The sequence below is a fragment of the Corticicoccus populi genome, assembly GCF_042686195.1.
Classification (GTDB): Bacteria; Bacillota; Bacilli; order Staphylococcales; family Salinicoccaceae; genus Corticicoccus; species Corticicoccus populi.
This window is the reverse complement of the sequence record NZ_JBHUOQ010000004.1, coordinates 207,825-228,570: the sequence shown is the minus strand read 5'-3', so window position 1 is coordinate 228,570 and position 20,746 is coordinate 207,825. Positions and strand designations below refer to the sequence as shown.

Below are 20,746 nucleotides of genomic sequence, written 5' to 3'. Positions count from 1 at the left end.
CACTGATGAGGTTATTATACTATTATTCATCATAAAATCTACTATCTAATCATATAGGTACGACAAAAAATATATTTCGAAAACAGTAGATTTCCGATTTATCTTAAAATTGAGACAATAATTTTATTTAAAGTGATATAATTATAAGGATAATATAATATTTGGAGTGAAAAGAATGAGTGATTTAAAGAGTACATTAATTGAATGGCGACGTGATTTTCATAAGCATCCGGAAGTAGGGTTTTTGGAGATGCGTACTGCGTCCCTCGTGGCAAAAAGACTGACAGATCTCGGTTATGAAGTGAAACTCGGCCGTGAAGTAATGAATCCGGATTACTGTATGGGGAAACCTGATGATGAAGAAACTGCTGAACATTATGAATGGGCAAAAGAAAACGGTGCACTTGAAGAATTTCTGCCTTACTTAAAGGATGGATATACTGGTGTTGTCGGCATACTGGATACTAAAGCGCCCGGCCCTACGGTTGCATACAGAGTGGACATGGACGCTCTTCCGATTTATGAATCGACAGAGGAAAGTCATGTGCCGAAACAAAAAGATTTCCGTTCTGTCAATAATTATATGCATGCGTGTGGTCATGATGCGCATACAACTATCGGACTCGGTCTTGCAACACTTCTTAGTGAAAACAAGGATCAGCTCCGGGGGAAAATTAAATTAATATTCCAGCCGGCAGAAGAAGGTGTACGCGGTGCACGCTCGATGGTAGAAGCAGGTGTAGTGGATGATGTGGATTATTTTATGGCCCTTCATATCGGTACAGGTGTACCGTTCAATGAGTTCCTTGCTTCAAATAACGGATACCTCGCTACTTCAAAGCTGGATGTAACATTTAAAGGTCTGGCTTCACATGCCGGCGGACATCCTGAAGAAGGTAAAAATGCGATGCTTGCAGCAGCAAGTGCTGTATTAAATCTACATGCGATACCGAGACATTCGGGAGGCTCGACACGTGTCAATGTGGGTGAACTTCATGCAGGAAGCGGCCGTAATGTTATAGCTGACAGTGCCAGTCTGAAAGTGGAAATACGCGGTGAGAATTCAGAACTGAATGCATATATGAAAAATTATGCTGAGGAAGTTATCAAAGGTGCAGCACTGATGCATCAGGTGGATTACGATATTAAACTTGTGGGTGAAGCAGTTAATGCTGTAGGATCTGTAAAACTGGCTGAGAAGATGTTCCAGGAAGCAGAAAAAGTAGGTTTGAAATGTCAACTTGAGGAGAATAAGCCGTCAGGTTCAGAAGATGCGACCTACTTTATCAATGCAGTTCAAAAACAAGGCGGGTACGCCACATATTGTGTCTTCGGTACGAATTTAGCAGCCGGGCACCATAACGAAAAATTTGATATTGATGAAGAAAGTATTCTTCCAGCAGTACAGACTTTATTTGAAACGACGAAGTCTTTAACAGCCGAATAATAAAAAGAATGCCTCTCTAAGTTTTATTTCTGCTTGGAGAGGTTTTATTTTTTGAGAAGTGACTGAGCAGTGATAAAATAATGATAATAATGAGGTGATATAATGCATACTTTCTTGCTGAAAAACATACGTACAGAACGAAAACGATGGACGGAAAATATATCAACAGCAGGTGATGTGACAGCCAGTACTAATCTCTTGATACGAGATGGTAAAGTTGAGGCGTACATTGATGATATCAGCACCTTCAATGAAGACATAAAAATAGTCGATGGAAATGATTTATTAATCGTACCTGCTCTGCGTGAGATGCACTGCCATATAGATAAGAGTAAACTTGGGACCAGCTGGACCCCTGTTTCTAAAGCGTCTTCGATTGTTGAGAGGTTTACAAATGAACCTAAAGAGCTTGATAAACTGGAAATCCCTATGGTTGAAAGAGCAGCAAATCTGATTGCACTGGAGCTTTCTCACGGTGTGGATTTTTTCAGGACACATATTGATGTGCACAGTGCTGTCGGACAGAGGTTTTTGGAGCAGAGCCTGACTGCTGCTGAACGTTTTCAGGGAGCGGCCGATTTTGAGTTTGTGGCATTTCCACAGCACGGGCTGCTGCGCTCGCGTTCTATCGAAGAAGTAGATACTGCACTGAAAAACGGTGCTACGATTATTGGGGGTGTAGACCCTGCTTCTGTAGATGGTGATTCTAAAGCTTCACTCAATGCCACTTTTGAACTCGCAGTAAAACATGATGTTGATATTGATTTACATATTCATGACAGGTATGATGATTTTCTGGAGACATTAAAATATTTACTTGATTTCACTGAAGAGGCAGGTTATCAAAACCGGGTGGCAGTTAGTCACGGCTTCGGCTTGAATGACCTTGGACATGAAGAAAGCGGGTTGTTTAACCGCATAAAAACAAATGGTATTAAAGTGATATCAAGTGTGCCGCTTACAGGTAATATCCCGCCGCTGGAAAAACTGCGGATATACGGAGTTGATGTTAATATCGGCTGTGACAATATTTATGACTGCTGGAGCCCATATGGTTCTGGAGACATACGTGAAAAACTGAGGCGTTATGGTGAGGCATTTAATATTAGAACACATAATGAAATTGCAGATATATTGCCCGTAGTCACAGGGAAACCTCTGGATTATGAAAATGAGTTTAATGCATCAGGTATCAATGTAGGCGACGAGGCATCGTTTTTACTCACAGAGGCATCATGTATTACTGAATTTATTGCCAGACCGACAGTAATCAACAAGAGATTTTATAAAGGAAAATGCATTAATTTCCCGGGAAATTAATGCACGAGATAAAGGTGATATGATATGAAAAAAGCAGTGTTATTTGATATGGATGGTACTTTAGTTAAAACAGAAATTATTCTGGAAGAGGCGTTAAGTATTACTTTAAAGTCTTTGGACAGGAATGATATAAAATATATAGACAATCCCATAGAAAAATATAATGAAATTATGGGAGTACCGCTGAATGTTGTCTGGAGAAATATACTATCGAAGCCGAGTGATCACCATATTCATATGGCCAACAGGTGGTTTCAAAATGCATTGATATATTGTATAGGTGAAGGGAAAAGCAAAATGTATGAAGGTGCAGAAGATACGCTGGAGTATATAAAATCCAAGGGTTACGAAATTTTTATTGCAAGTAACGGTGATAAAGATTACCTGGAGGCACTTTATCAAAATCATCATATGGAACGCTTTATTACAGGCGTATACAGTATAAATGATATAGAAACTTCCAGTAAGTCGGATTTGGTGAAACATATCATCCAAGAGGAACAGGTGGCACCGGAATATATTGTTGGTGACAGGTTATCTGATTTTATTGCAGGTAAAAACAATGATATTCATGTGATTGGATGTAAGTTTTATTTTTCTAAACCGGATGAGCTTATAGAAGCGGATGATGTGATAGAGTCATTGGGTGAATTGAAAAAAATAATATGAATTAATAAAGACAGTATGCGGAAAACCCGTATACTGTCTTTACTTTAACTATCTTTTTTTTGAACCAGGCTCTCAGCCAGTGAGAACCATTTCTTTTGATAGCTCTTTTTACTGAAATGGGTATTTATATACTTACGCGCTTTATGACCCATTTTTCTGTTTAAGTCTTTATTTTGAAGTAAATAAATAATCTTATCAGCGAGCTCATCGATATTTCCCTTTTCAACCAATATTCCGTTTTCACCGTCAATAATCATGTCGGAAGGACCATAACTGATATCATAGCTGATTACAGGTGCTCCGTTAACCATACTCTCCATAACACCAAGTGAAAAACCCTCCGAACGGGAAGTCATCAACGAGAATGCCGCTGACTGATAGACTTTATTCGGTTTACGGGTATACCCTTTTAATTTTACTGACTTGTTGAGATTGAGCTTTTTAATTTCCTGCTCGTATTCTTTGGAATAATTTCCGTGACCCCATATTTCAAGTTTCGCTTCAGGCACATGCTGTACGACTTTTGAAAAAGCTTTAATAGAATGTGTGATATTTTTAAGCTTAGAGAATCGGGAAACGATGACAACTTTATTTAAATCACGTGTTTTTATATAATTTCGTTTATAACGTGTATAAGCTATGGTTGATCGGATTCCGGTAATTCGTGGAACATGCACTTCAGTGTAGTTTGGAATAACATGTATTTTTTCGTCCTGACCAAAACGCTCAACAATATCGGATTTTTGTTTTTCCGTAAGCACTGCGATGGCATCGACATTTTGAATGTTTTCTATTAAATACTTATTCTTTCCTGTCAGACCAGAGTAGATATCGTCCGGATTTTTCAGATGATTACTGTGTAACCTGAGAACTTTTTTTGCATTTTTATAATCAAATTTAGTTAGCAGATAATCTGTTGATCTTGTATCCGAAATAATGACAGTATGTTTGCTGGATTCATCGATAATTGATTTTAACCAGTATTTTTTATGAACAGTTTCATTACCGGTTGTCTCTGTAATTAACTCTTGTGATGGGGAAAGATTCAGTACTTTGTTAGCTTTCATGGTGTCGGTATTATACCAAATCTTTAGGAAGGGATTTTCAAATTGATCATAAAAATCAACTTGTTTCACCTTTTTATTTTCCTCAGAATAGTACTGTCTTCGTGAAAGGTGATTGTAATAGTTAAATAAATCCCTTTGATATTTAAAACGATTTTCATCAAAATAGTCAATATAATCCAAGGTATTATCTTTTCTTAGAACTGCAGTTTTGTGGAGAATACCATCTTTCAACAAGGAATATCCGTTAAAGTTTTTAGCCTCAGCAATTTCATATTTTTCAGAATAGCGATTTTTATCAAAATATAATTCCTCGAGAGATGAAGTGTTTTTGTCCGTATATCCACCACGGTCTTCAAACATATTACGGATAGTGACATTGGGACTTACTTTGTCTAATTCCACTAGTGTATTGCAAATGATGGGAAATCTTGTTTCGTGCCGGAAAGTCAGAATTTGAGTATCATACCCTGCATCAGCGAATGTGCTTGCCTGCCTTAGGCAGGCATGAGTCAGGCCGCCCCGGTCAACATCAATTGAATTTAATAAAAAAATAATTCTCGGTTTCATAATTATTCACCTTATATGTGTGACTTCTATATTCTTTAGTACATTTACTGATTATACGCAGTGCAGTGAATATAATATAGGGCAATCTCATACCGGAATGTATTTTGAAAGACAAAATATTATAGTCTAGTATAAATATTTTAAAAGAATATATCATTTAAAGCAAATATTATCAGACTTTGCATCAACTGAGGCTGTATCGATTTTCCTTAAACGGCAGACCGAGTTCGTCTCTTAATGTTTCTCCATTATATGATATGTCATAGTACCCTTTTTCCACAAGAATCGGTACCACTTTATTAATAAAATCATCATAGACACTGCCGAGGACATGGGAAGTCATTACAAAGCCGTCAGCCGCTTCATTATCAATCCATTCTATCAATGTGTCTGCGACTTCTTCATAAGTACCCATAAAAGGTGTTTCCCGGGTGGTCTCTCTTAATGCTACTTCCCTCAGCGTCCAGTTGTTTTCTTTTGCATCCTGCTTAATTGCATCTGTTGTTGACTGGAAGCTGTTTTTACCGACATCACCAAGTTCCGGGAAAGGCGCATCAAGGTCATACTGACTGAAGTCATGATGGTCAAAATAACGACCCAGATAATCAAGCGCCTGGTCGATAGTCACGAGATTCTGGATTTCTTTATAACGTTCTTGTACCTGTTCATGAGTGGCACCGACAATCGGAGAAAGTGCAGGAAAAACCTTAACAGAATTTTCATCACGTCCGGCCTCTCTCACCTTCTCTTTTAAAGCTTTGTATGAATCTTTTGCCTGCTCCAAAGTGCCGCCGTGGGTAAATACTGCATCTGCATATTTTGCTGCAAATCCAGAACCTTTTTTGGAAGCACCTGCCTGGAATATAATCGGCTGACCCTGCTCAGAACGATCAATATTTAGAGGACCTTTAACGTTGAAAAATTCTCCCTTATAATTCAATTCATGCATCTTGTTTTTATCAAAATACTGATTATTACGAGCATCCCGGACAAAGGCATCATCTTCCCATGAATCCCATAATCCCTGCACTACCTGCAGGTGTTCTTCAGCGATATCATAACGCAGGCTGTGTTCAGGATGTTTATCTTTACTGTAGTTGTCAGCACTGCCTTCAAGCGGAGATGTGACTACATTCCACCCTGCACGTCCCCGGCTTATTTTATCGATTGATGCAAGCTGTCTTGCAACAGTATAAGGCTCGCTGTAAGATGTTGAAATTGTACCGACCAAACCTATATTTTTGGTCAGCGGTGCCAGTGCAGAAAGAACAGTCAATGGTTCAAAGCGGCTTAAAAAATGAGGTATGGATTTTTCATTGATATATAAGCCGTCTGCAACAAAAACAAATGAGAAACCTGCATTCTCTGCTTTTTTAGTTATTTTTAAATAATGATTAAAATTAGTACTAGCATCAGAAGGAACTTCGTTACTTCTCCATGCATTCATGTGTCCGCCTGGTCCATGTAGAATAATGCCGAATTGAATTTTTTTGTTAGTCATTGTACCCCTGCTTTCTGATAGTTATTAATATGTGCCGGTGCAAGTGACTGCACGGTATTTAATCTGATTTCTGCATCTGTCGTGGGAAGGTGAAGCATAAATTCATCAATCTGCTTATCATTATTAAGTTCAGACAGCGTCTCAATGACTTCCTGCTGACTGCCGAGAATTATTTTAGCTTGTCTTCGTTTGACCTGAATGTCTTCACCGGAGTTTTCAAGGAAATTATCGACCTGTTTTTGTGTCAGAACACGAAGTTTTCGGCCGTTTTCAAAAGAAAGCTGATAGTATTGATTTTCTTTTTTAATGCGCTGTTTTGTTTCATCGTCTTCTGTCACGATTGCTGAAAGTGCCACAATCAATGTCCCGTTTTCAGATTGGTTTCTGTAAGCATCTACAACCTGTTTTAACAGTTTAATATCGTTATTAATGAAATGTGCAAAAATATAATTAACGCCTTCCGATGCTGCGAATTCGGCAGACTCTACACTGCCGCCGAGGAGAAAAAGCTCCGGTGGACTGCTTGTATCTGGCGAGACTTTAAGTGAATGATGATCTTCATGGGTGTTATTCAAATAATTTTTTAAGGAAGTAAACCGTGTGTTAAATGAGTCGATGTCTTTTCTCAGCTCAGATTGAAGCGCATGTGTTGCGGTCGGTGTACCACCCGGTGCTTTCCCTACCCCAAGGTCGATTCTCCCGGGGGCAAGATGATTAATCAGCTGGAACTGTTCAGCGACATGAAAAGGATTATGGTGTGACAGCATGATACCTCCTGCACCAATATGTATTGTGTTAGTGTGGGCGGCAAGGTGAGACACCAGCACTTCAGGTGAGGTGCCGATAAGCTTGTCCATATTGTGATGTTCTGAAACAAAATAACGCTTATATCCCAGATGTTCTGCTTCCAGCGCTAAATCAATCGTGTTTTTTAATGATTGTTCCACACTGTGATTTTTTAGAACAGGGCTTTGATTTAAAATACTGAGCTCCATAGAATCCTCCTCGTAATGTAATATAGCATATCTTTTAACTATGAATTAGAATCATGTTATCATGCTTTTAAAAATAATCAAGTATATCAGCCTGAAAAGTTTGAAATTTGAATAAAATGATGAAGAAAGTACTCTCACTAATGCTGGAATATTATTTAAGGCGAGGAAATAAAGATGATTCCTTCCTGTTTTCATTCAGAAAATTATGATAAAATTTAATGAAATAAATATACAGGAGATACATATGGAGTCGAAAGAAAAATTATTGATTAATGAAACGGAACGTGCACGATTCTATAGAAAAGTCCTGATTGTGGTCAGTATTTCTCAGATATTCGGTGGAGCAGGACTTGCTGCAGGTGTTACGGTCGGGGCCTTGATTGCCCAGGAGATACTCGGGACAGAGGTGTATGCGGGTGTACCCGCGGCATTATTGACTCTCGGTTCTGCCGGTGCAGCATTAATGATCGGCATGCTGTCCCAAAAATTTGGGAGGCGTTACGGCCTCGGTATCGGGTTTATGCTCGGCGGTCTTGGAGCTGTGCTCGTGATTACGGCGGCAGCACTTAATAATGTATGGCTGCTGTTTGCATCTCTTTTGATTTACGGTTCAGGTACTGCATCCAACCTGCAGGCGAGATACGCCGGTACTGATCTCGCGAAGCCTTCTCAAAGGGGGAAGGCTGTCAGCTTCACAATGGTTATGACAACATTCGGTGCAGTACTCGGACCGAATCTGGCAGAATTCATGGGCAGGATAGCTGTATCATGGAGTCTTCCTGCCCTGTCAGGACCGTTTATACTTGGTGCAGCAGCCTACATATTGGCAGGTTTGGTTCTATTTATCATGCTGCGGCCGGATCCGTTATTTATTGCAAGACAGATAAGACAGCAGGAAGCGGACACATTAAATAACGATAAAGTAACGGCATCATCAGCAGCAACAAACAGACATAAAATTATTTTCGGTGCATTCGTAATGATTTTAACGCAGATGGTAATGGTTGCTTTAATGACAATGACACCGGTACATATGGGTCATCACGGCCATTCTTTATCTGCAATCGGGATGGTAATCTCAATTCATGTTGCAGCGATGTACTTCCCTTCTTTAGTTACCGGGATGTTAGTTGACCGTATCGGTACTACTAAAATGAGCGTTATTGCGGCGGTTACTTTACTTATGGCGGGATTATTTTCAGCATTTGCACCCGGAGATTCCATGATATTAATGGCAGTCGGACTCGCGTTACTGGGTCTTGGATGGAATTTTGGACTGATTAGTGGTACAACAGCAATTGTACATGGTACAACGCCGGAAACACGTGCAAAAACGCAGGGTAAGATTGATGTGTTTATTGCCTTGTCAGGTGCAACGGGCGGTGCATTATCCGGGATGATGATGGCCGGCACAAGTTACATGTTACTGTCTTTAACAGGGGGGTTATTATCGCTCTGTATCATTCCGTTACTGACCTTTAACCGCAGAGCATAAAATTATCATTTTACACCTTTATGTGAGAAAATAACCGTGAGATACATACTCTTCAGCCAATAATGGATAATAGGAGGTGTATAGCAATGGGTAAAGTCATCCGGCTGATTACTGAAAAAAGTACAGCATATTTGATTGATGAAGAGAATAACGAAACGATTGAAGTGAGCATCGATGAAAAAGCGGCAGATAAATTATCATCCTGGACTGAAGATGAGTATGTGATAAAGCTTGGAAAACCAAATGAAGAATGGGATTCCAATATGGTCGATGAAGGGGCAATGACGAGTGTTCAATATTATTATGATCTTAGGGATTCAGCATCAAAAAAGCCTAAAATATCATAATGAAATTGAATAATATGTTTGTTGTGACGGCGCTGCATTCCTGATGCAGCGTCTCACTTTTAGTATAGGAATGCCATGTGTTATTTTATTGTAACGCATGGCATTATAAATTTTGTGTCTGGAGAGATAACATGTCAAGATCAGAAAAAGTGATTCTTACAAATATGTGTATGATAGAGGACGACAGCGGAAAGATATTGATTCAAAACAGAGCAGGGAAAAGCTGGCCCGGTGTCACTTTTCCGGGCGGACATATCGAATACGGAGAATCATTTGTTGATGCTGTTGTGCGTGAGGTACAAGAAGAAACCGGATTGACTATAAGAAATCCACAGTTGTGCGGTACAAAGCAGTTTCAAACGCGTAACGATGAGCGTTATATTGTATTGATGTATAAAACGAATGAATTTTCAGGAGAAATTCAAAGTTCGAGTGAAGGAGAAGTGTCCTGGATTAATCAGTCGGACTTGAATTCCTATACACTTGCAAATGATTTTGAATCGATGTATGAGGTAATGATTTCAAACAGGCTGAGCGAATTTTATTATGATAGAAATTCTAAGGTCCATCTAAAGTGATGATGAATAAAATCAAAAAGCACGTAATGGAGGACGTACAGTGATTATTACATTATTTTTGTTATTAACAGGACTGATTGCAGCTGTTGTAGGTTCTTTAGTCGGACTTGGCGGCGGTATTATTATTGTTCCAATGCTTATATTCCTGGGGATTGAACTGAATATGCTGGAAGGCATTACACCTCAGACGGCTATCGGGACATCCAGTATGGTCCTTGTATTTATAGGTTTATCGTCTATTATTTCATATAACCGCTCAAAACAGGTGGATATAAAAAACGGAATGTATTTTATCATAGGTGCGATACCCGGTGCATTTTTGGGATCATACACCAGCGGTCTGTTTACGATTGACAGTATGCGTATATATTTCGGATTGTTTATTATATTAGTCAGTTTTATATTGATATTCAGGGATAAAATAAAACCTTCACGTATGTTTCAGAATGAGAAATACATAAAACCGCATACGGATGGAAAAGGAGAGGTCCACTATTACGGCTTCCCACCGTATATAGGAATTGCAGGGAGTTTTATCGCAGGATTTACTTCAGGTTTGTTCGGTGTCGGCGGCGGTGCTTTGATGACACCGATGATGATTCTCTTGTTCCTGATGCCACCGTCTATTGCGGTGGGAACAAGCATGTTTATCGTTTTCTTTTCGAGCCTTGGTGGTGCTATGGGACACATGTTTCAGGGGAATATTAATTATCTTTATGCGGCCGTTCTCATTCCGGCAGCATACATTGGTGCTAAAATTGGTGTCCGTATTAACCGCAAATTTTCTTCTGATGCGATTGTGACAGCACTGCGGGTAGTCCTGCTGTTGCTCGGACTGTATATGATTGTGCAGGGATTTAGTTAAAATAATACCCACTGAGGAGAATTGCTCTCCCAGTGGGTGTTTAAATTTATCTTTGTCTCGGTTTTGATTTTGAAAAACCAAGCCATTTCATTACACGTTTAATACCTGGAATGTGAAGAAGCATGAATTCGAGAACCTTCAAATCTCTCTTCAGGCGGCTCGGCTGTTTAATCAGACGGTAGAGCCATTCAATTTGGAATTTAATCCAAAATTTCGGTGCTCTGCTGACATTTCCAGATAAGACATCCAGACTGCCCCCCACTCCGATAAATATTCCTTTATCAAATTTATCCATACTGTGATAAATCCATTCTTCCTGTCTCTGCATACCAAGCGCTGCAAAAATAATATCAGGTTTTGTACTTGCTACATAATCACTGATCTCCGGATCCAATCGGTTGAAGTATCCGTTTCTGCGTCCTGCAATAATTAAATCAGGGAATTGCCTTTTGGCTTCTTCGGCTGCTTTCTTATTGGCATCCTCTTTAGCACCGAGAAAAAAGACACTGTATCCGTGTTCGTTCGCATGCTCCAGCATCTTATACATGACATCCACACCTGTTACACGTTCAACGAGACGCTGTCCGGTAAAGTTTGCAGCATGAATGATTCCAACACCATCAGGCAGAACATAATCTGATGACTGAACAATAGCTTTAAAGTCGGGGTTGTCTCGTGTTGCGACGACAAATTCGGGATTTGCAGTTACTATGAAACATTTTTCCTGATTTTTAAGCTTTGGATAAATAATGTCGTCGAGAAATCTTTTTTCAGTAATATTAATAAATTTTACACCCATTAAATGAGCATACCCATATTGATCTGACATCACAACACCCCCAAACTGTTAGAATGATTGACAACTTACTTTAATGCAATACGGACTGCTTTGTAAAGCAATATCCATTGTATCTTAAAAAGACACCTGAACGGTGCCTTTCAATGCGTAAAAATATTTACCACAAAAGAAACAGGGTTATACCTCTTCTTCATGTAAAACATGGTTACTGTGTATCCATACTTTGTCATCGGTTTCTTCAATCGTACCTCGGTACCATATATTTTTGCCGATTAAAATTGTTTCACTGACAGAGAATTGACGTCCGGCAAAATGCTCCAGAGTTTCGTGGGCAGACTGACGGTTCCCGCCCCACGGTTTATAAGCTGCACTGCCCTCACCATTCAATATAAAAGATTTTGAATCGAAGTCTACCATTGTGTGGACATGTGATGTTGTTTCTGAGGCTTTTATCCAGCCGATCACCCCGTCCTCACCGCTCGGCTCATCACTCAGCAGATAGTAGTCTTCAAAGTGATGTGTCGCAGCGCGCTTAACATAATAGACTTTATTTTTATAATGGGATGCTTTTAACTTATCCTCTTCGATATCAGGCGCCTGATAGATGTATGTCGCATACGTTTTTAAATGCGCCAGTCTGCTGACAGGACGGATTTCGTATGTCTGGGAAGCATCCAGAAGCTGTTCGGTATCTTCCATCAGTGTCAGACTGCCGATTTGTTTGTATTTTAAGGTTTTAGAGTCCTTATTTAACATTGAAGTTCTGTATTTTTCGCGTTCTGTTTTTGACATGGACTGCCATTTATTAAGAAATGCTTCATATAAAGGAATGATATCACTGACGTCACCGTAAGCTTTTACACGCCCGAATTCTAGCCATAATAACTTATCACAGAAACTCTTTACCTGACCGATTGAGTGGCTGACAAAGATGATGGTTTTACCCTGCTGTTTAAATTCTGTCATACGTCTCAGACTTTTTTCGGCGAATGCTTTATCCCCGACTGACAATGCTTCGTCAATAATAATAATGTCGGGATCAATGTGTACGCTGATAGCGAAACCGAGACGTGACTTCATACCGCTGGAGTATGACTTTACAGGCTGATCAATAAAGCTCTCAAGTTCGGACAGTTCGATGATTCCCGGCTCAAGCTCTTTAATCTCCTGTTTTGAGAAACCGAGCATTAGACATTTAAGTTCAATATTATCGCGGCCGGTCAAATCATTATTGAGACCGGCTGCTACGGCAATCAGTGCGGTTTGACCATTGACAGACACTTTCCCGCTCGTTTCAGGGACTATGCCGGCCACAATGTTGGATAATGTGGATTTACCTGAACCGTTAATACCGATAAAGCCGACAACATCTCCCTTATCCGCTTCAAAATTAACACCGTTCAATGCATAAAAGTCTTTACCATGCGATTTCGGGCTGATTAAATCAAGCATCCGTTCTTTGGATGTATCGTACAGCTTATATTTTTTGACAACGTCTTTAATTACTATTGCTTTTGTCATATATACAACCTTCTTATAAGTAGTCGATGAAATTTCGTCGGAATTTTACATGTAGTATTGAGCCGACCATGAACATTATGAAAATAACGGCCCAGAAATATAATGTATATTCCCAATGTGTGACAAGGTACCATTCAGTACCGAAAAATGCTGCACGGTAACCTTCAATTAAATATACAAGCGGATTTAACTGCATAATCACCTGCAGTGTCGGGAAATCAGCGAGTATAGACAACGGCCAGAGCACACCGGATAAGTATAGTACCATTCTGAGCAGTGAGTTCAGTAATAAATGCACATCACGCACAAGTGTTGAAAGTGTTGATGTAATCAATGCGAATGACAGTATAAAAGCGTATGTGCCGAATATAAAGTACGGCAGCTGTACAAAGTAAATATCGACGTAATACCCTGCAAACTGAAAGACGATAAATGCTAATGTGAGCATAATTAAATGCGTGTAAAATTTGGAAAACACAGGTATATTAGGAATCACGCTCAATGGGAAATTCATTTTTGACAGCATTTTGAGTCTGCTGTAAATGGACTTTGAACCCTCAATACTGGCCTGATAGAAAAATGTCCAGACAATAAATCCCGCAACCAGCCAGAAGAAGAACGGCACTTCCATTCCGCCTATTTCTACAGGTGCACGCTGACGTAATGTACCGAATACAAACCAGTAGATTAAAATACTGATTGTCGGAGTCAGTACTTCCCATACAATGCCGAGATAATTATTTTGATTTTTACTTTTCATGTCATACAGAGACAAACGCCTCACCAGATAGAAGTGGGACAGCTGCTCACGTAATACGAGCCACATGGATTTCATATTTTTTTCACAACCATTCAATTAACTAATGCTGAATTATATAATTTTGTTTTGTAAATGTCTAATGATTTCATCACTGACTTTTTGAGATGCAGTTCCATCTTCCAGGTAACAGAAACGATCCCTGAATTCTTGCGTATTATATATATCATTAAAATTATTCCCGGCGCAGTGATTGATTTCAGAAATCAGTTCAGAAGTAGTTTTAACAAGCGGCCCCGGCGCTTCCCGTTCAAAATCGATATAGAAGCCGCGTAAATTATCCCTGTAATTTTCAATGTCATATACATAAAATATCATCGGTCTTTTGAGGTTGGCGAAGTCGAAGAAGACTGATGAATAGTCAGTAATCAGCATATCCGAAATCGTATATAAGTCTCTGATATCATCGTGCTTCGAAAAGTCATAGAAAAAGCCCTTGTATTTACTGAGATCAAGGTTATCTGCAATTAAATAATGGAGTCTTAATATAATGACATAGTCTTCGGACAATGCGCTGTACATCTCATCACAGTCAAACTGCAGTGAAAATTTGTATTTCCCTTGGGCATGGTAATCATTATCACGCCATGTAGGTGCATAAAAAATCACTTTTTTATCAAGCGGGATACCGAGACGCTGTTTCAACTCAGTCTGATCCGACTCATTGTTATGGCTGTAGAGAAAATCATTCCTTGGATATCCCGTCTCTAGAAGATTCCGGTTGAACTGGAACGCCCGCTTAAAAATATCGCTGGAATAACGGTTGGGTGACACCAGGAAATCCCATTTATCAGCTTCCAGAATAAAATTCTTTTTGTACTGTTCTGTGTTTGTAGAAGGCATATGGACTTCATCCATATCATTCGCCAGGCGTTTCAGCGGTGTACCGTGCCATGTCTGCAGGTATGTCGTCCCTTTGGCTTTAGGAATCCATAAGGGCAGGCGGCAGTTTGTAATCCAAAGTGTGGCCTTTGACATATAAATCAGCCAGGATAGAGAAAGTCGTGTGACAAAAGGGATTTCATTGTCTCTGAAATATTGTACATGCCTCTTATCAACGCTCCAAAGAAGCCTGTAACCGGGATAATTCACAGACATGTACTCATAGATTGCTCTCGGATTGTCACTGTACTGTTTGCCGAGAAAGCTTTCAAACATAATGAGTGTCGGATCTTTGTAAAAAGATTTTTCACATAATAAGAAGAGCATTTTATACACTTTAAATATTACTTTTTTAATTAATTTCATGATTAGATCACCTGAGAATGTATTCGTTATTTTGATATGTGTTATAATCTATTGTAATCTTAATTATTATACCATTTAAAAAAGCTTGAGTATATCGGAGGATTAACGTTATGAAAAAAGTAATTACGTATGGGACATTTGACTTAATTCACAGTGGACATATCCACTTGTTAAGACGTGCAAAGGCATTGGGAGATTACTTGATTGTTGCGGTTTCTACAGATGAATTTAACCAGATTAAGCATAAAGAGGCATACCATTCATTTGCTGACAGAAAGTTAATTCTGGAGGCGATCCAGTATGTGGACGAAGTGATTGGTGAGGATAACTGGGAACAGAAAGTTACTGATGTTAAAGACCATGACATTGATATTTTTGTTATGGGTGATGATTGGACAGGTGAATTCGACTTCTTAAAAGAGCAGTGTGAAGTTGTTTATCTCCCGAGAACAGAGGGCATTTCCACGACAAAGATTAAAAATGATTTGTCGATTAATGATTAAAGAAGCAGCACTATTTCTTTACCTCCTCCTTGTGAGGGTATTGTTTTCCCTGTGCAGGTGTTTCAGCATTCAAAATAAAACGGTACTGCTGACATCATTCGGTGATAACATGCAGCATGTTGTCACCGAGCTGGAACGTTCAACAGACTCAAAAGTGATTATACTGAAAGAGCCGCGTTGTTCATTCCGGTTTCAATTTCAAAAACAGCATGTGACATTATCTTTTTCTCCCTTATCACCGATTCATTTCATCAGAGGAATGTATCATCTGGCGACGAGCAGAGTAGTTTTCGTAGATAATTATCATGTGATTCTTGCAGGCTGCCGTTTTCATAAGAGCGTCACCTGCGTGCAGTTATGGCATGCAAACGGTGCGGTCAAATTGTTCGGTTTAAAGGATAAGTCTGTCAGCGGCAGAACACGTTCAGCCAGGCACCGCTTTCGTGCAGTGTATAAAAATTTTCATAAACTTGCTGTCAGTTCTGATGATATGGCTTCTATTTTTAAAGAAGCATTCGACAAAACAGATGACAGCATTTTAAGAACCGGTGTTCCGCGGACTGACTTTTATTTTGATGAGGAAAAAGTGTCGGCATCACGTGATGCTGTGAGAAGAAAGCTGTCACAGCCCGATGATAAAATACTGTTGCTGTATGCACCGACTTACAGATCTGAGGAGTTGAACGTTGAATCGGTTAATTTGGATATCTTTAAGTTAAAGGAGCAGCTTGGCGAAAGGTATCACCTTTTAATAAGAGTGCACCCTGCTGTAAATTTGTCAGCAGTTGCTGATGATGGGTTTGTTACGAATGTATCCGGGGATTATCAGATTGAGGAGTTACTGGCAGCATCAGATGTGTTAATCACTGATTACTCATCGACGCCATTTGAATTCTCAATACTAAACAAACCGATGCTCTTTTATCCTTATGATCTGGCATCCTATGAAGAGAAAACGGGAATCTGGTTTGATTACCAAAAAAATATCCCGGGAAATATCGCGATGACAACTAAGGACTTAATACGTATGATTCAGACCGAAGATTATCATTTTCATAAAGTGAAATCTTTTAATGACAGATGGAATAAGTATGCAGACGGACATTCGACGGAACGTCTGATTAACATGTTGTATAGATAAAGGCAGCCGATTAATCGGCTGCCTTTATCTTATTTAATACTGCTTTATAAATACGCTCGCGGTTGTGATGATCCTGATATTCAAAAATACCGGAAAGGTCTGTATGTCTGCTCATAAACTGATTTTGGATGCTTTCTTCGATTAAATCAATGAGAGTTTCTTCATCTTTAGCTGTATCACCAATAAAGGTCTCATGTAACGGACGTAATTTTCCATTTTTAAAGAAGCGGCCGACATCAAAATGGTAGTAAATGACAGGCTTATTCATCAATGAGAAATCAAAGCTTACACTGGAGTAGTCGGTAATCAGCAGGGAATGGCTGATTAATAATTCCTGAACTGTCCGGTCTCCAAGCTCTATAAAGTGAATTCGGCTGGTTGTATCCACATGTGATGCATTAAAAAAGACCTGTGCCCGGTAATGCGGGTAGAAATTTAAATTAACATTATAATCCTCAAGAACTTTATGCAGGCGGGGATTTTGAATCAGGTTCACATAGCGGTGGTAATACCTGCTCTTCAAAAATCCGTCATCAGATGTAATCCAGTCTCTCCATGTCGGCATCAGGAGTATATTTTCTGTCTTATGATTAAATGGGAGAAGGTCGAATCTCGCAAGTCCTGTTACGGCTGTTTCCTGTTCACTGTACCCCATTTTTTTCATGACTATATCTTCTTTTTCAGGAATACTGCTTACAATAAACAAATCAAATGGAAGTTCATAATATTTTTTATGATATTCTGCTGGTTTTCGGCCTAATACCCCGTGTTGGAGAAACACTTTGACGGTGTTTTCGTAACCGTAAAATCCACTTGCGGGTTTATACGGCAGCAGGTTCTCGAGGTCGTGTGTACCGAGCAGCACCCCGGCTTTAAAAGAGATATGAAAATGCTTATCGGAACCGAAAATCAGGACATTTTCTGTATCTTTAATTTTAAGGAAATCTTTCGAATCTCTTTCAATGACATAATATGCATCAACATCAGTATGTTCTCTTAACCACAGGAACATGGAGTAACCGTTGTCCTGTGCGGTATCATAACGTTCACCAATCAGCCATACATTCATATCTTTTTTGATACCGGCATATGATTTATCGATATTCCCGGGCACCATGAATGATTCGATCTTTATATTATTATAAGGTGTCGTTGTAATCAGCTGGAAGTGTTTATTTCCTTCACTGTCGACAGTATAATCGGCACCATAATAATTGTCTTTTTTGTAGTTGGAATGCTGATATTTAATCTTTCCTTTACGAATAACTTCCCCTTTCCCATCGGTAATAATGACGAATAAATCAATAATGGTTTTATTTTTACTTTTGATATTAATCAAATCAATATCCTTCAGGTTAATTTTAAAGTTATTTTGAATTTCAATTTGTACATTATCCGAAGTATATCTTTCTTCAAGTAACAGATAAGCGTTACAGTTTTCAAACTCATCCAGTCCCGTAATGTACCCGGCTATGGTGTAATCTTCAATGTGTGTCACAAGGCGTCTGACTTTGGGACGGGTTGCTTTAAATCCGAGCAAAGTATCTTTACGTTCATAAAACCAAATTTTAATACGTTCAGAATTAAAAAGAACACGCAGACGATCATTAAAACCTATTTCATTTAATTGGGATACGGAAGGCTGAATATAATACGATACAGGTTCTTCAGTATGCAGAACAATACGTTTTCTTGAGAAATTACTGACAAGATTTTCAATAGGGAGGTCTGCAGTGTATTCTCCGTGATTATTGTATTCCGCCCTGAAAGCGGTGCTTTCCTGAGTCAGAGTATCAGTGACAATAACAGAATCTAATTTGAACGTATCAGAGTATCCGGCTGTTAAGCGGACGTTATCCCCGTGAATGGTACTTTCAAATTTATTAAGATGTACTTTATGTGTTTCAATATTGGCGATAGGTTTGTGATTTCTCTTATTGATTACCACCTGATAATAAGGAGTATTAAAAGTGACAGTCTGATCTATTGCAAGTACATGAAGACCGGAGCCTCTAACAGCATAAACCCGTGCTGTCCCTTCATTAACAGCTTCAAAATCTTCTGCAGAAAATTCTCTGCTGTTTACAGTGTCGTTCTCGATCTCGACTATTTTATGATTGTATATCAATGCTATGCCGGTAATTTCGTCGGCATCATAGTTAAAAGAAAAATGATTATAGGACGCAGTGATATTTTCTGCTTTAACAGTTTCAGCTTCAAATGAGTAGCTCGGGAACATATGGGCTAACTTTAAACTGCCGTCTGCAGAAATATTAAACAATTTATTGTCGGCAAAAAAAGAGCTTTGATCAAATTTAAGAGCATCTGCAGTATAAATAAGCATTTTCTTATTATTGACAGACACCTGGATTTTTGAGGTTCCTTCTAAATGAATAAAGTATTCATACGGTATATTGATGGAGAGTGTCTGGTTAATAATACGATACGGTAAATGGCGGACATCGGCACCATTATTTAAAGTGACACTGATTTCATTTATATTAATAAAGTTCTTCATTGAGAGCGTCAGTGATACGTATGTATCGAAAGGTGTCACATCCTGAAGGGTGACTTTTTTAATAAAATATTTTCTAATATTTTTCCACTGTCTTTTTATTACACTCATATCTTGAACCCCTAATTATTCATAATCTGCTGTTATTTAATATGCATTCTTATCCATTATACAATGTAAGAATCAAAGTAAAAACAATAATCAATCATATGGAAAAAGACACAATATTTAAAAGTTAGGATATACGAAATTTACAGCCGGAATGTTTCAATTTTTCAGTTTTTATTTCGGGGTATCTAAACATTAATTTTTGTATATAAAAAGCCTTGATTATCATCTGTGAATGTTGGATAATAAGTTCTCATTGATGAGTGGACGGGTGATAAAATGGGGAATATTAATAATCTTAAATTAGCTCAAAGAGGTGCATACTTAAGCCTTGTTGTTTACATTATACTTTCTGTAGTGAAACTTTATGTCGGTGTTGTGTATGGTTCATCTGCAGTATTTGCGGATGGATGGAATAACACAACAGATATATTCGTGTCTATTGCGGTTTTAATCGGTCTGAAAATATCCATTAAGCCGCCCGATGAAAATCACCCCTACGGACATTTAAAGTCTGAAAACATTGCAGCGCTTCTTGTATCATTCATTATTATGTTTGTCGGCGTTCAAATCATTTTGGACAGTATACCGAAGATGATTAATAATGAGTACAGTACACCGAATACAGTTACGATTTATGTCAGCATCATCAGTGGATTAATCATGCTTGTTGTGTACATGATTAATGCAAGGCTTGCAAAAGAGACAAAAAGCAGCTCTTTGAAGTCAGCAGCGGCAGATAATATGTCGGACAGTTTTGTCAGTCTCGGTACAGGGGCAGGATTAATATTAACCCAATTTGGAATGCCTGTTCTCGATGTGATTATTGCCTGTATTCTGGGTGTCCTGATTACGTACACCGGCTTTAAAATATTTAAAGAAGCAGTATTCACATTAACAGATGGTTTTGATGATGAAGATTTAATGGAATATAAAGAAGATGTACTTGAGGTGAAGGGTGTTAAAGATGTTAAGTCGATTAAAGGGCGTTACCACGGCAGCAGCATATTTTTAGATGTAACGATTATTGTGGATGCGGACATCACTGTTACAGAAGCGCATCATATATGTGATGAAGTGGAAAAAGACATGCATTATAAAGGCGTTTCATCACTTTATGTACATCCTGAGCCGTATATAGAAAAGGAATAACAGATTTGATTCTAAATAAAATAAAGACCGCGTCACTCCTTTTAACTTCAAGGGGTGGCGCGGTCTTTTGTTTCAGTGATATTTACTGCGT

The 20,746-nt window shown here is 38.8% G+C and carries 18 protein-coding genes; 10 read left to right on the top strand and 8 right to left on the bottom strand.

Going from position 1 to position 20,746, the window contains the following annotated elements; all coding sequences use genetic code 11:
• The first annotated feature begins 175 nt into the window (after positions 1–175).
• The 3 genes from ACFSX4_RS10855 (at position 176) to ACFSX4_RS10845 (ending at position 3,436) form a co-directional block, all read left to right on the top strand.
• Positions 176–1,447, top strand: coding sequence for an amidohydrolase (locus ACFSX4_RS10855; protein WP_377774491.1), 1,272 nt, complete (start codon positions 176–178; stop codon positions 1,445–1,447).
• A gap of 102 nt (positions 1,448–1,549) precedes the next feature.
• On the top strand, positions 1,550–2,767 hold the full coding sequence (locus tag ACFSX4_RS10850; RefSeq protein WP_377774489.1) for a deaminase: 1,218 nt from the start codon (positions 1,550–1,552) through the stop codon (positions 2,765–2,767).
• A 24-nt stretch (positions 2,768–2,791) separates the two neighbouring features.
• The gene (locus tag ACFSX4_RS10845) at positions 2,792–3,436 is read left to right on the top strand and encodes an HAD hydrolase-like protein (RefSeq protein WP_377774487.1); all 645 of its coding nucleotides are present in this window, start codon (positions 2,792–2,794) and stop codon (positions 3,434–3,436) included.
• Positions 3,437–3,480: 44 nt separating this feature from the next.
• On the opposite strand, the gene ACFSX4_RS10840 is transcribed toward ACFSX4_RS10845, so the two are convergent.
• The 3 genes from ACFSX4_RS10840 to ACFSX4_RS10830 all read right to left on the bottom strand — a co-directional run bounded on the left by ACFSX4_RS10840 (position 3,481) and on the right by ACFSX4_RS10830 (position 7,566).
• Entirely contained in the window at positions 3,481–5,070 is a 1,590-nt protein-coding gene (locus ACFSX4_RS10840; protein ID WP_377774485.1) for a glycosyltransferase, read from the bottom strand.
• A gap of 184 nt (positions 5,071–5,254) precedes the next feature.
• The gene (locus ACFSX4_RS10835; RefSeq protein ID WP_377774483.1) at positions 5,255–6,571 is read right to left on the bottom strand and encodes an LLM class flavin-dependent oxidoreductase; all 1,317 of its coding nucleotides are present in this window, start codon (positions 6,569–6,571) and stop codon (positions 5,255–5,257) included.
• On the bottom strand, positions 6,568–7,566 hold the full coding sequence (locus ACFSX4_RS10830) for an MsnO8 family LLM class oxidoreductase (protein ID WP_377774481.1): 999 nt from the start codon (positions 7,564–7,566) through the stop codon (positions 6,568–6,570). The genes ACFSX4_RS10835 and ACFSX4_RS10830 overlap by 4 nt, the downstream gene beginning before the upstream one ends.
• A 205-nt stretch (positions 7,567–7,771) precedes the next feature.
• Between ACFSX4_RS10830 and ACFSX4_RS10825 the strand changes: the two genes are divergently transcribed.
• From ACFSX4_RS10825 to ACFSX4_RS10810, 4 genes are all read left to right on the top strand, one after another.
• On the top strand, positions 7,772–9,061 hold the full coding sequence (locus ACFSX4_RS10825; RefSeq protein WP_377774479.1) for an MFS transporter: 1,290 nt from the start codon (positions 7,772–7,774) through the stop codon (positions 9,059–9,061).
• 86 nt (positions 9,062–9,147) lie between these two features.
• The gene (locus tag ACFSX4_RS10820; RefSeq protein WP_377774477.1) at positions 9,148–9,408 is read left to right on the top strand and encodes a hypothetical protein; all 261 of its coding nucleotides are present in this window, start codon (positions 9,148–9,150) and stop codon (positions 9,406–9,408) included.
• Positions 9,409–9,539: 131 nt separating this feature from the next.
• A complete protein-coding gene (locus ACFSX4_RS10815) occupies positions 9,540–9,986 on the top strand; it encodes an 8-oxo-dGTP diphosphatase (RefSeq protein WP_377774475.1) in 447 nt (148 codons plus the stop codon).
• A gap of 43 nt (positions 9,987–10,029) precedes the next feature.
• Entirely contained in the window at positions 10,030–10,851 is an 822-nt protein-coding gene (locus ACFSX4_RS10810; RefSeq protein ID WP_377775381.1) for a sulfite exporter TauE/SafE family protein, read from the top strand.
• A gap of 46 nt (positions 10,852–10,897) precedes the next feature.
• Here the strand turns inward: ACFSX4_RS10810 and ACFSX4_RS10805 are convergent, their stop codons facing one another.
• The 4 genes from ACFSX4_RS10805 to ACFSX4_RS10790 all read right to left on the bottom strand — a co-directional run bounded on the left by ACFSX4_RS10805 (position 10,898) and on the right by ACFSX4_RS10790 (position 15,236).
• Positions 10,898–11,680: a WecB/TagA/CpsF family glycosyltransferase gene (locus tag ACFSX4_RS10805; RefSeq protein WP_377774473.1), complete on the bottom strand. Its 783-nt coding sequence runs from the start codon at positions 11,678–11,680 to the stop codon at positions 10,898–10,900.
• A gap of 147 nt (positions 11,681–11,827) precedes the next feature.
• Entirely contained in the window at positions 11,828–13,171 is a 1,344-nt protein-coding gene (gene tagH / locus ACFSX4_RS10800; RefSeq protein ID WP_377774471.1) for a teichoic acids export ABC transporter ATP-binding subunit TagH, read from the bottom strand.
• 13 nt (positions 13,172–13,184) lie between these two features.
• Entirely contained in the window at positions 13,185–14,006 is an 822-nt protein-coding gene (locus tag ACFSX4_RS10795; protein WP_377774469.1) for an ABC transporter permease, read from the bottom strand.
• Positions 14,007–14,042: 36 nt separating this feature from the next.
• Positions 14,043–15,236, bottom strand: a complete 1,194-nt coding sequence (locus ACFSX4_RS10790) for a CDP-glycerol glycerophosphotransferase family protein (RefSeq protein WP_377774467.1) — start codon at positions 15,234–15,236, stop codon at positions 14,043–14,045.
• Between the two features lie 110 nt (positions 15,237–15,346).
• On the opposite strand from ACFSX4_RS10790, the gene tagD reads away from it, so the two are divergent.
• On the top strand, positions 15,347–15,739 hold the full coding sequence (tagD, locus tag ACFSX4_RS10785) for a glycerol-3-phosphate cytidylyltransferase (protein ID WP_377774465.1): 393 nt from the start codon (positions 15,347–15,349) through the stop codon (positions 15,737–15,739).
• A complete protein-coding gene (locus ACFSX4_RS10780; RefSeq protein ID WP_377774463.1) occupies positions 15,732–16,880 on the top strand; it encodes a CDP-glycerol glycerophosphotransferase family protein in 1,149 nt (382 codons plus the stop codon). Before tagD ends, ACFSX4_RS10780 begins: the two co-directional genes overlap by 8 nt.
• Positions 16,881–16,890: 10 nt before the next feature.
• On the opposite strand, the gene ACFSX4_RS10775 is transcribed toward ACFSX4_RS10780, so the two are convergent.
• Positions 16,891–19,506 (bottom strand): CDP-glycerol glycerophosphotransferase family protein, encoded by a 2,616-nt coding sequence (locus tag ACFSX4_RS10775; protein ID WP_377774461.1) that lies wholly within the window; start codon positions 19,504–19,506, stop codon positions 16,891–16,893.
• Positions 19,507–19,782: 276 nt separating this feature from the next.
• Between ACFSX4_RS10775 and ACFSX4_RS10770 the strand changes: the two genes are divergently transcribed.
• Positions 19,783–20,655 carry a cation diffusion facilitator family transporter gene (locus ACFSX4_RS10770; protein WP_377774459.1) on the top strand — a complete coding sequence of 291 codons (873 nt, stop codon included), beginning with the start codon at positions 19,783–19,785 and terminating at the stop codon, positions 20,653–20,655.
• Positions 20,656–20,746 lie beyond the last annotated feature (91 nt).

Excerpts from the sequence above, each read along its gene's own strand:
- ACFSX4_RS10830 (WP_377774481.1), bottom strand. The coding sequence starts at position 7,566 with ATGGAGCTCAGTATTTTAAATCAAAGCCCTGTTCTAAAAAATCACAGT.
- ACFSX4_RS10805 (WP_377774473.1), bottom strand. The coding sequence starts at position 11,680 with ATGTCAGATCAATATGGGTATGCTCATTTAATGGGTGTAAAATTTATT.
- ACFSX4_RS10795 (WP_377774469.1), bottom strand. The coding sequence starts at position 14,006 with ATGAAATCCATGTGGCTCGTATTACGTGAGCAGCTGTCCCACTTCTAT.
- ACFSX4_RS10855 (WP_377774491.1), top strand. The coding sequence starts at position 176 with ATGAGTGATTTAAAGAGTACATTAATTGAATGGCGACGTGATTTTCAT.
- ACFSX4_RS10815 (WP_377774475.1), top strand. The coding sequence starts at position 9,540 with ATGTCAAGATCAGAAAAAGTGATTCTTACAAATATGTGTATGATAGAG.
- ACFSX4_RS10835 (WP_377774483.1), bottom strand. The coding sequence starts at position 6,571 with ATGACTAACAAAAAAATTCAATTCGGCATTATTCTACATGGACCAGGC.
- ACFSX4_RS10825 (WP_377774479.1), top strand. The coding sequence starts at position 7,772 with ATGATAAAATTTAATGAAATAAATATACAGGAGATACATATGGAGTCG.
- ACFSX4_RS10775 (WP_377774461.1), bottom strand. The coding sequence starts at position 19,506 with ATGAGTGTAATAAAAAGACAGTGGAAAAATATTAGAAAATATTTTATT.
- tagD (WP_377774465.1), top strand. The coding sequence starts at position 15,347 with ATGAAAAAAGTAATTACGTATGGGACATTTGACTTAATTCACAGTGGA.
- ACFSX4_RS10790 (WP_377774467.1), bottom strand. The coding sequence starts at position 15,236 with ATGAAATTAATTAAAAAAGTAATATTTAAAGTGTATAAAATGCTCTTC.
- ACFSX4_RS10770 (WP_377774459.1), top strand. The coding sequence starts at position 19,783 with ATGGGGAATATTAATAATCTTAAATTAGCTCAAAGAGGTGCATACTTA.
- ACFSX4_RS10850 (WP_377774489.1), top strand. The coding sequence starts at position 1,550 with ATGCATACTTTCTTGCTGAAAAACATACGTACAGAACGAAAACGATGG.
- ACFSX4_RS10780 (WP_377774463.1), top strand. The coding sequence starts at position 15,732 with ATGATTAAAGAAGCAGCACTATTTCTTTACCTCCTCCTTGTGAGGGTA.
- ACFSX4_RS10845 (WP_377774487.1), top strand. The coding sequence starts at position 2,792 with ATGAAAAAAGCAGTGTTATTTGATATGGATGGTACTTTAGTTAAAACA.
- ACFSX4_RS10840 (WP_377774485.1), bottom strand. The coding sequence starts at position 5,070 with ATGAAACCGAGAATTATTTTTTTATTAAATTCAATTGATGTTGACCGG.
- ACFSX4_RS10820 (WP_377774477.1), top strand. The coding sequence starts at position 9,148 with ATGGGTAAAGTCATCCGGCTGATTACTGAAAAAAGTACAGCATATTTG.
- tagH (WP_377774471.1), bottom strand. The coding sequence starts at position 13,171 with ATGACAAAAGCAATAGTAATTAAAGACGTTGTCAAAAAATATAAGCTG.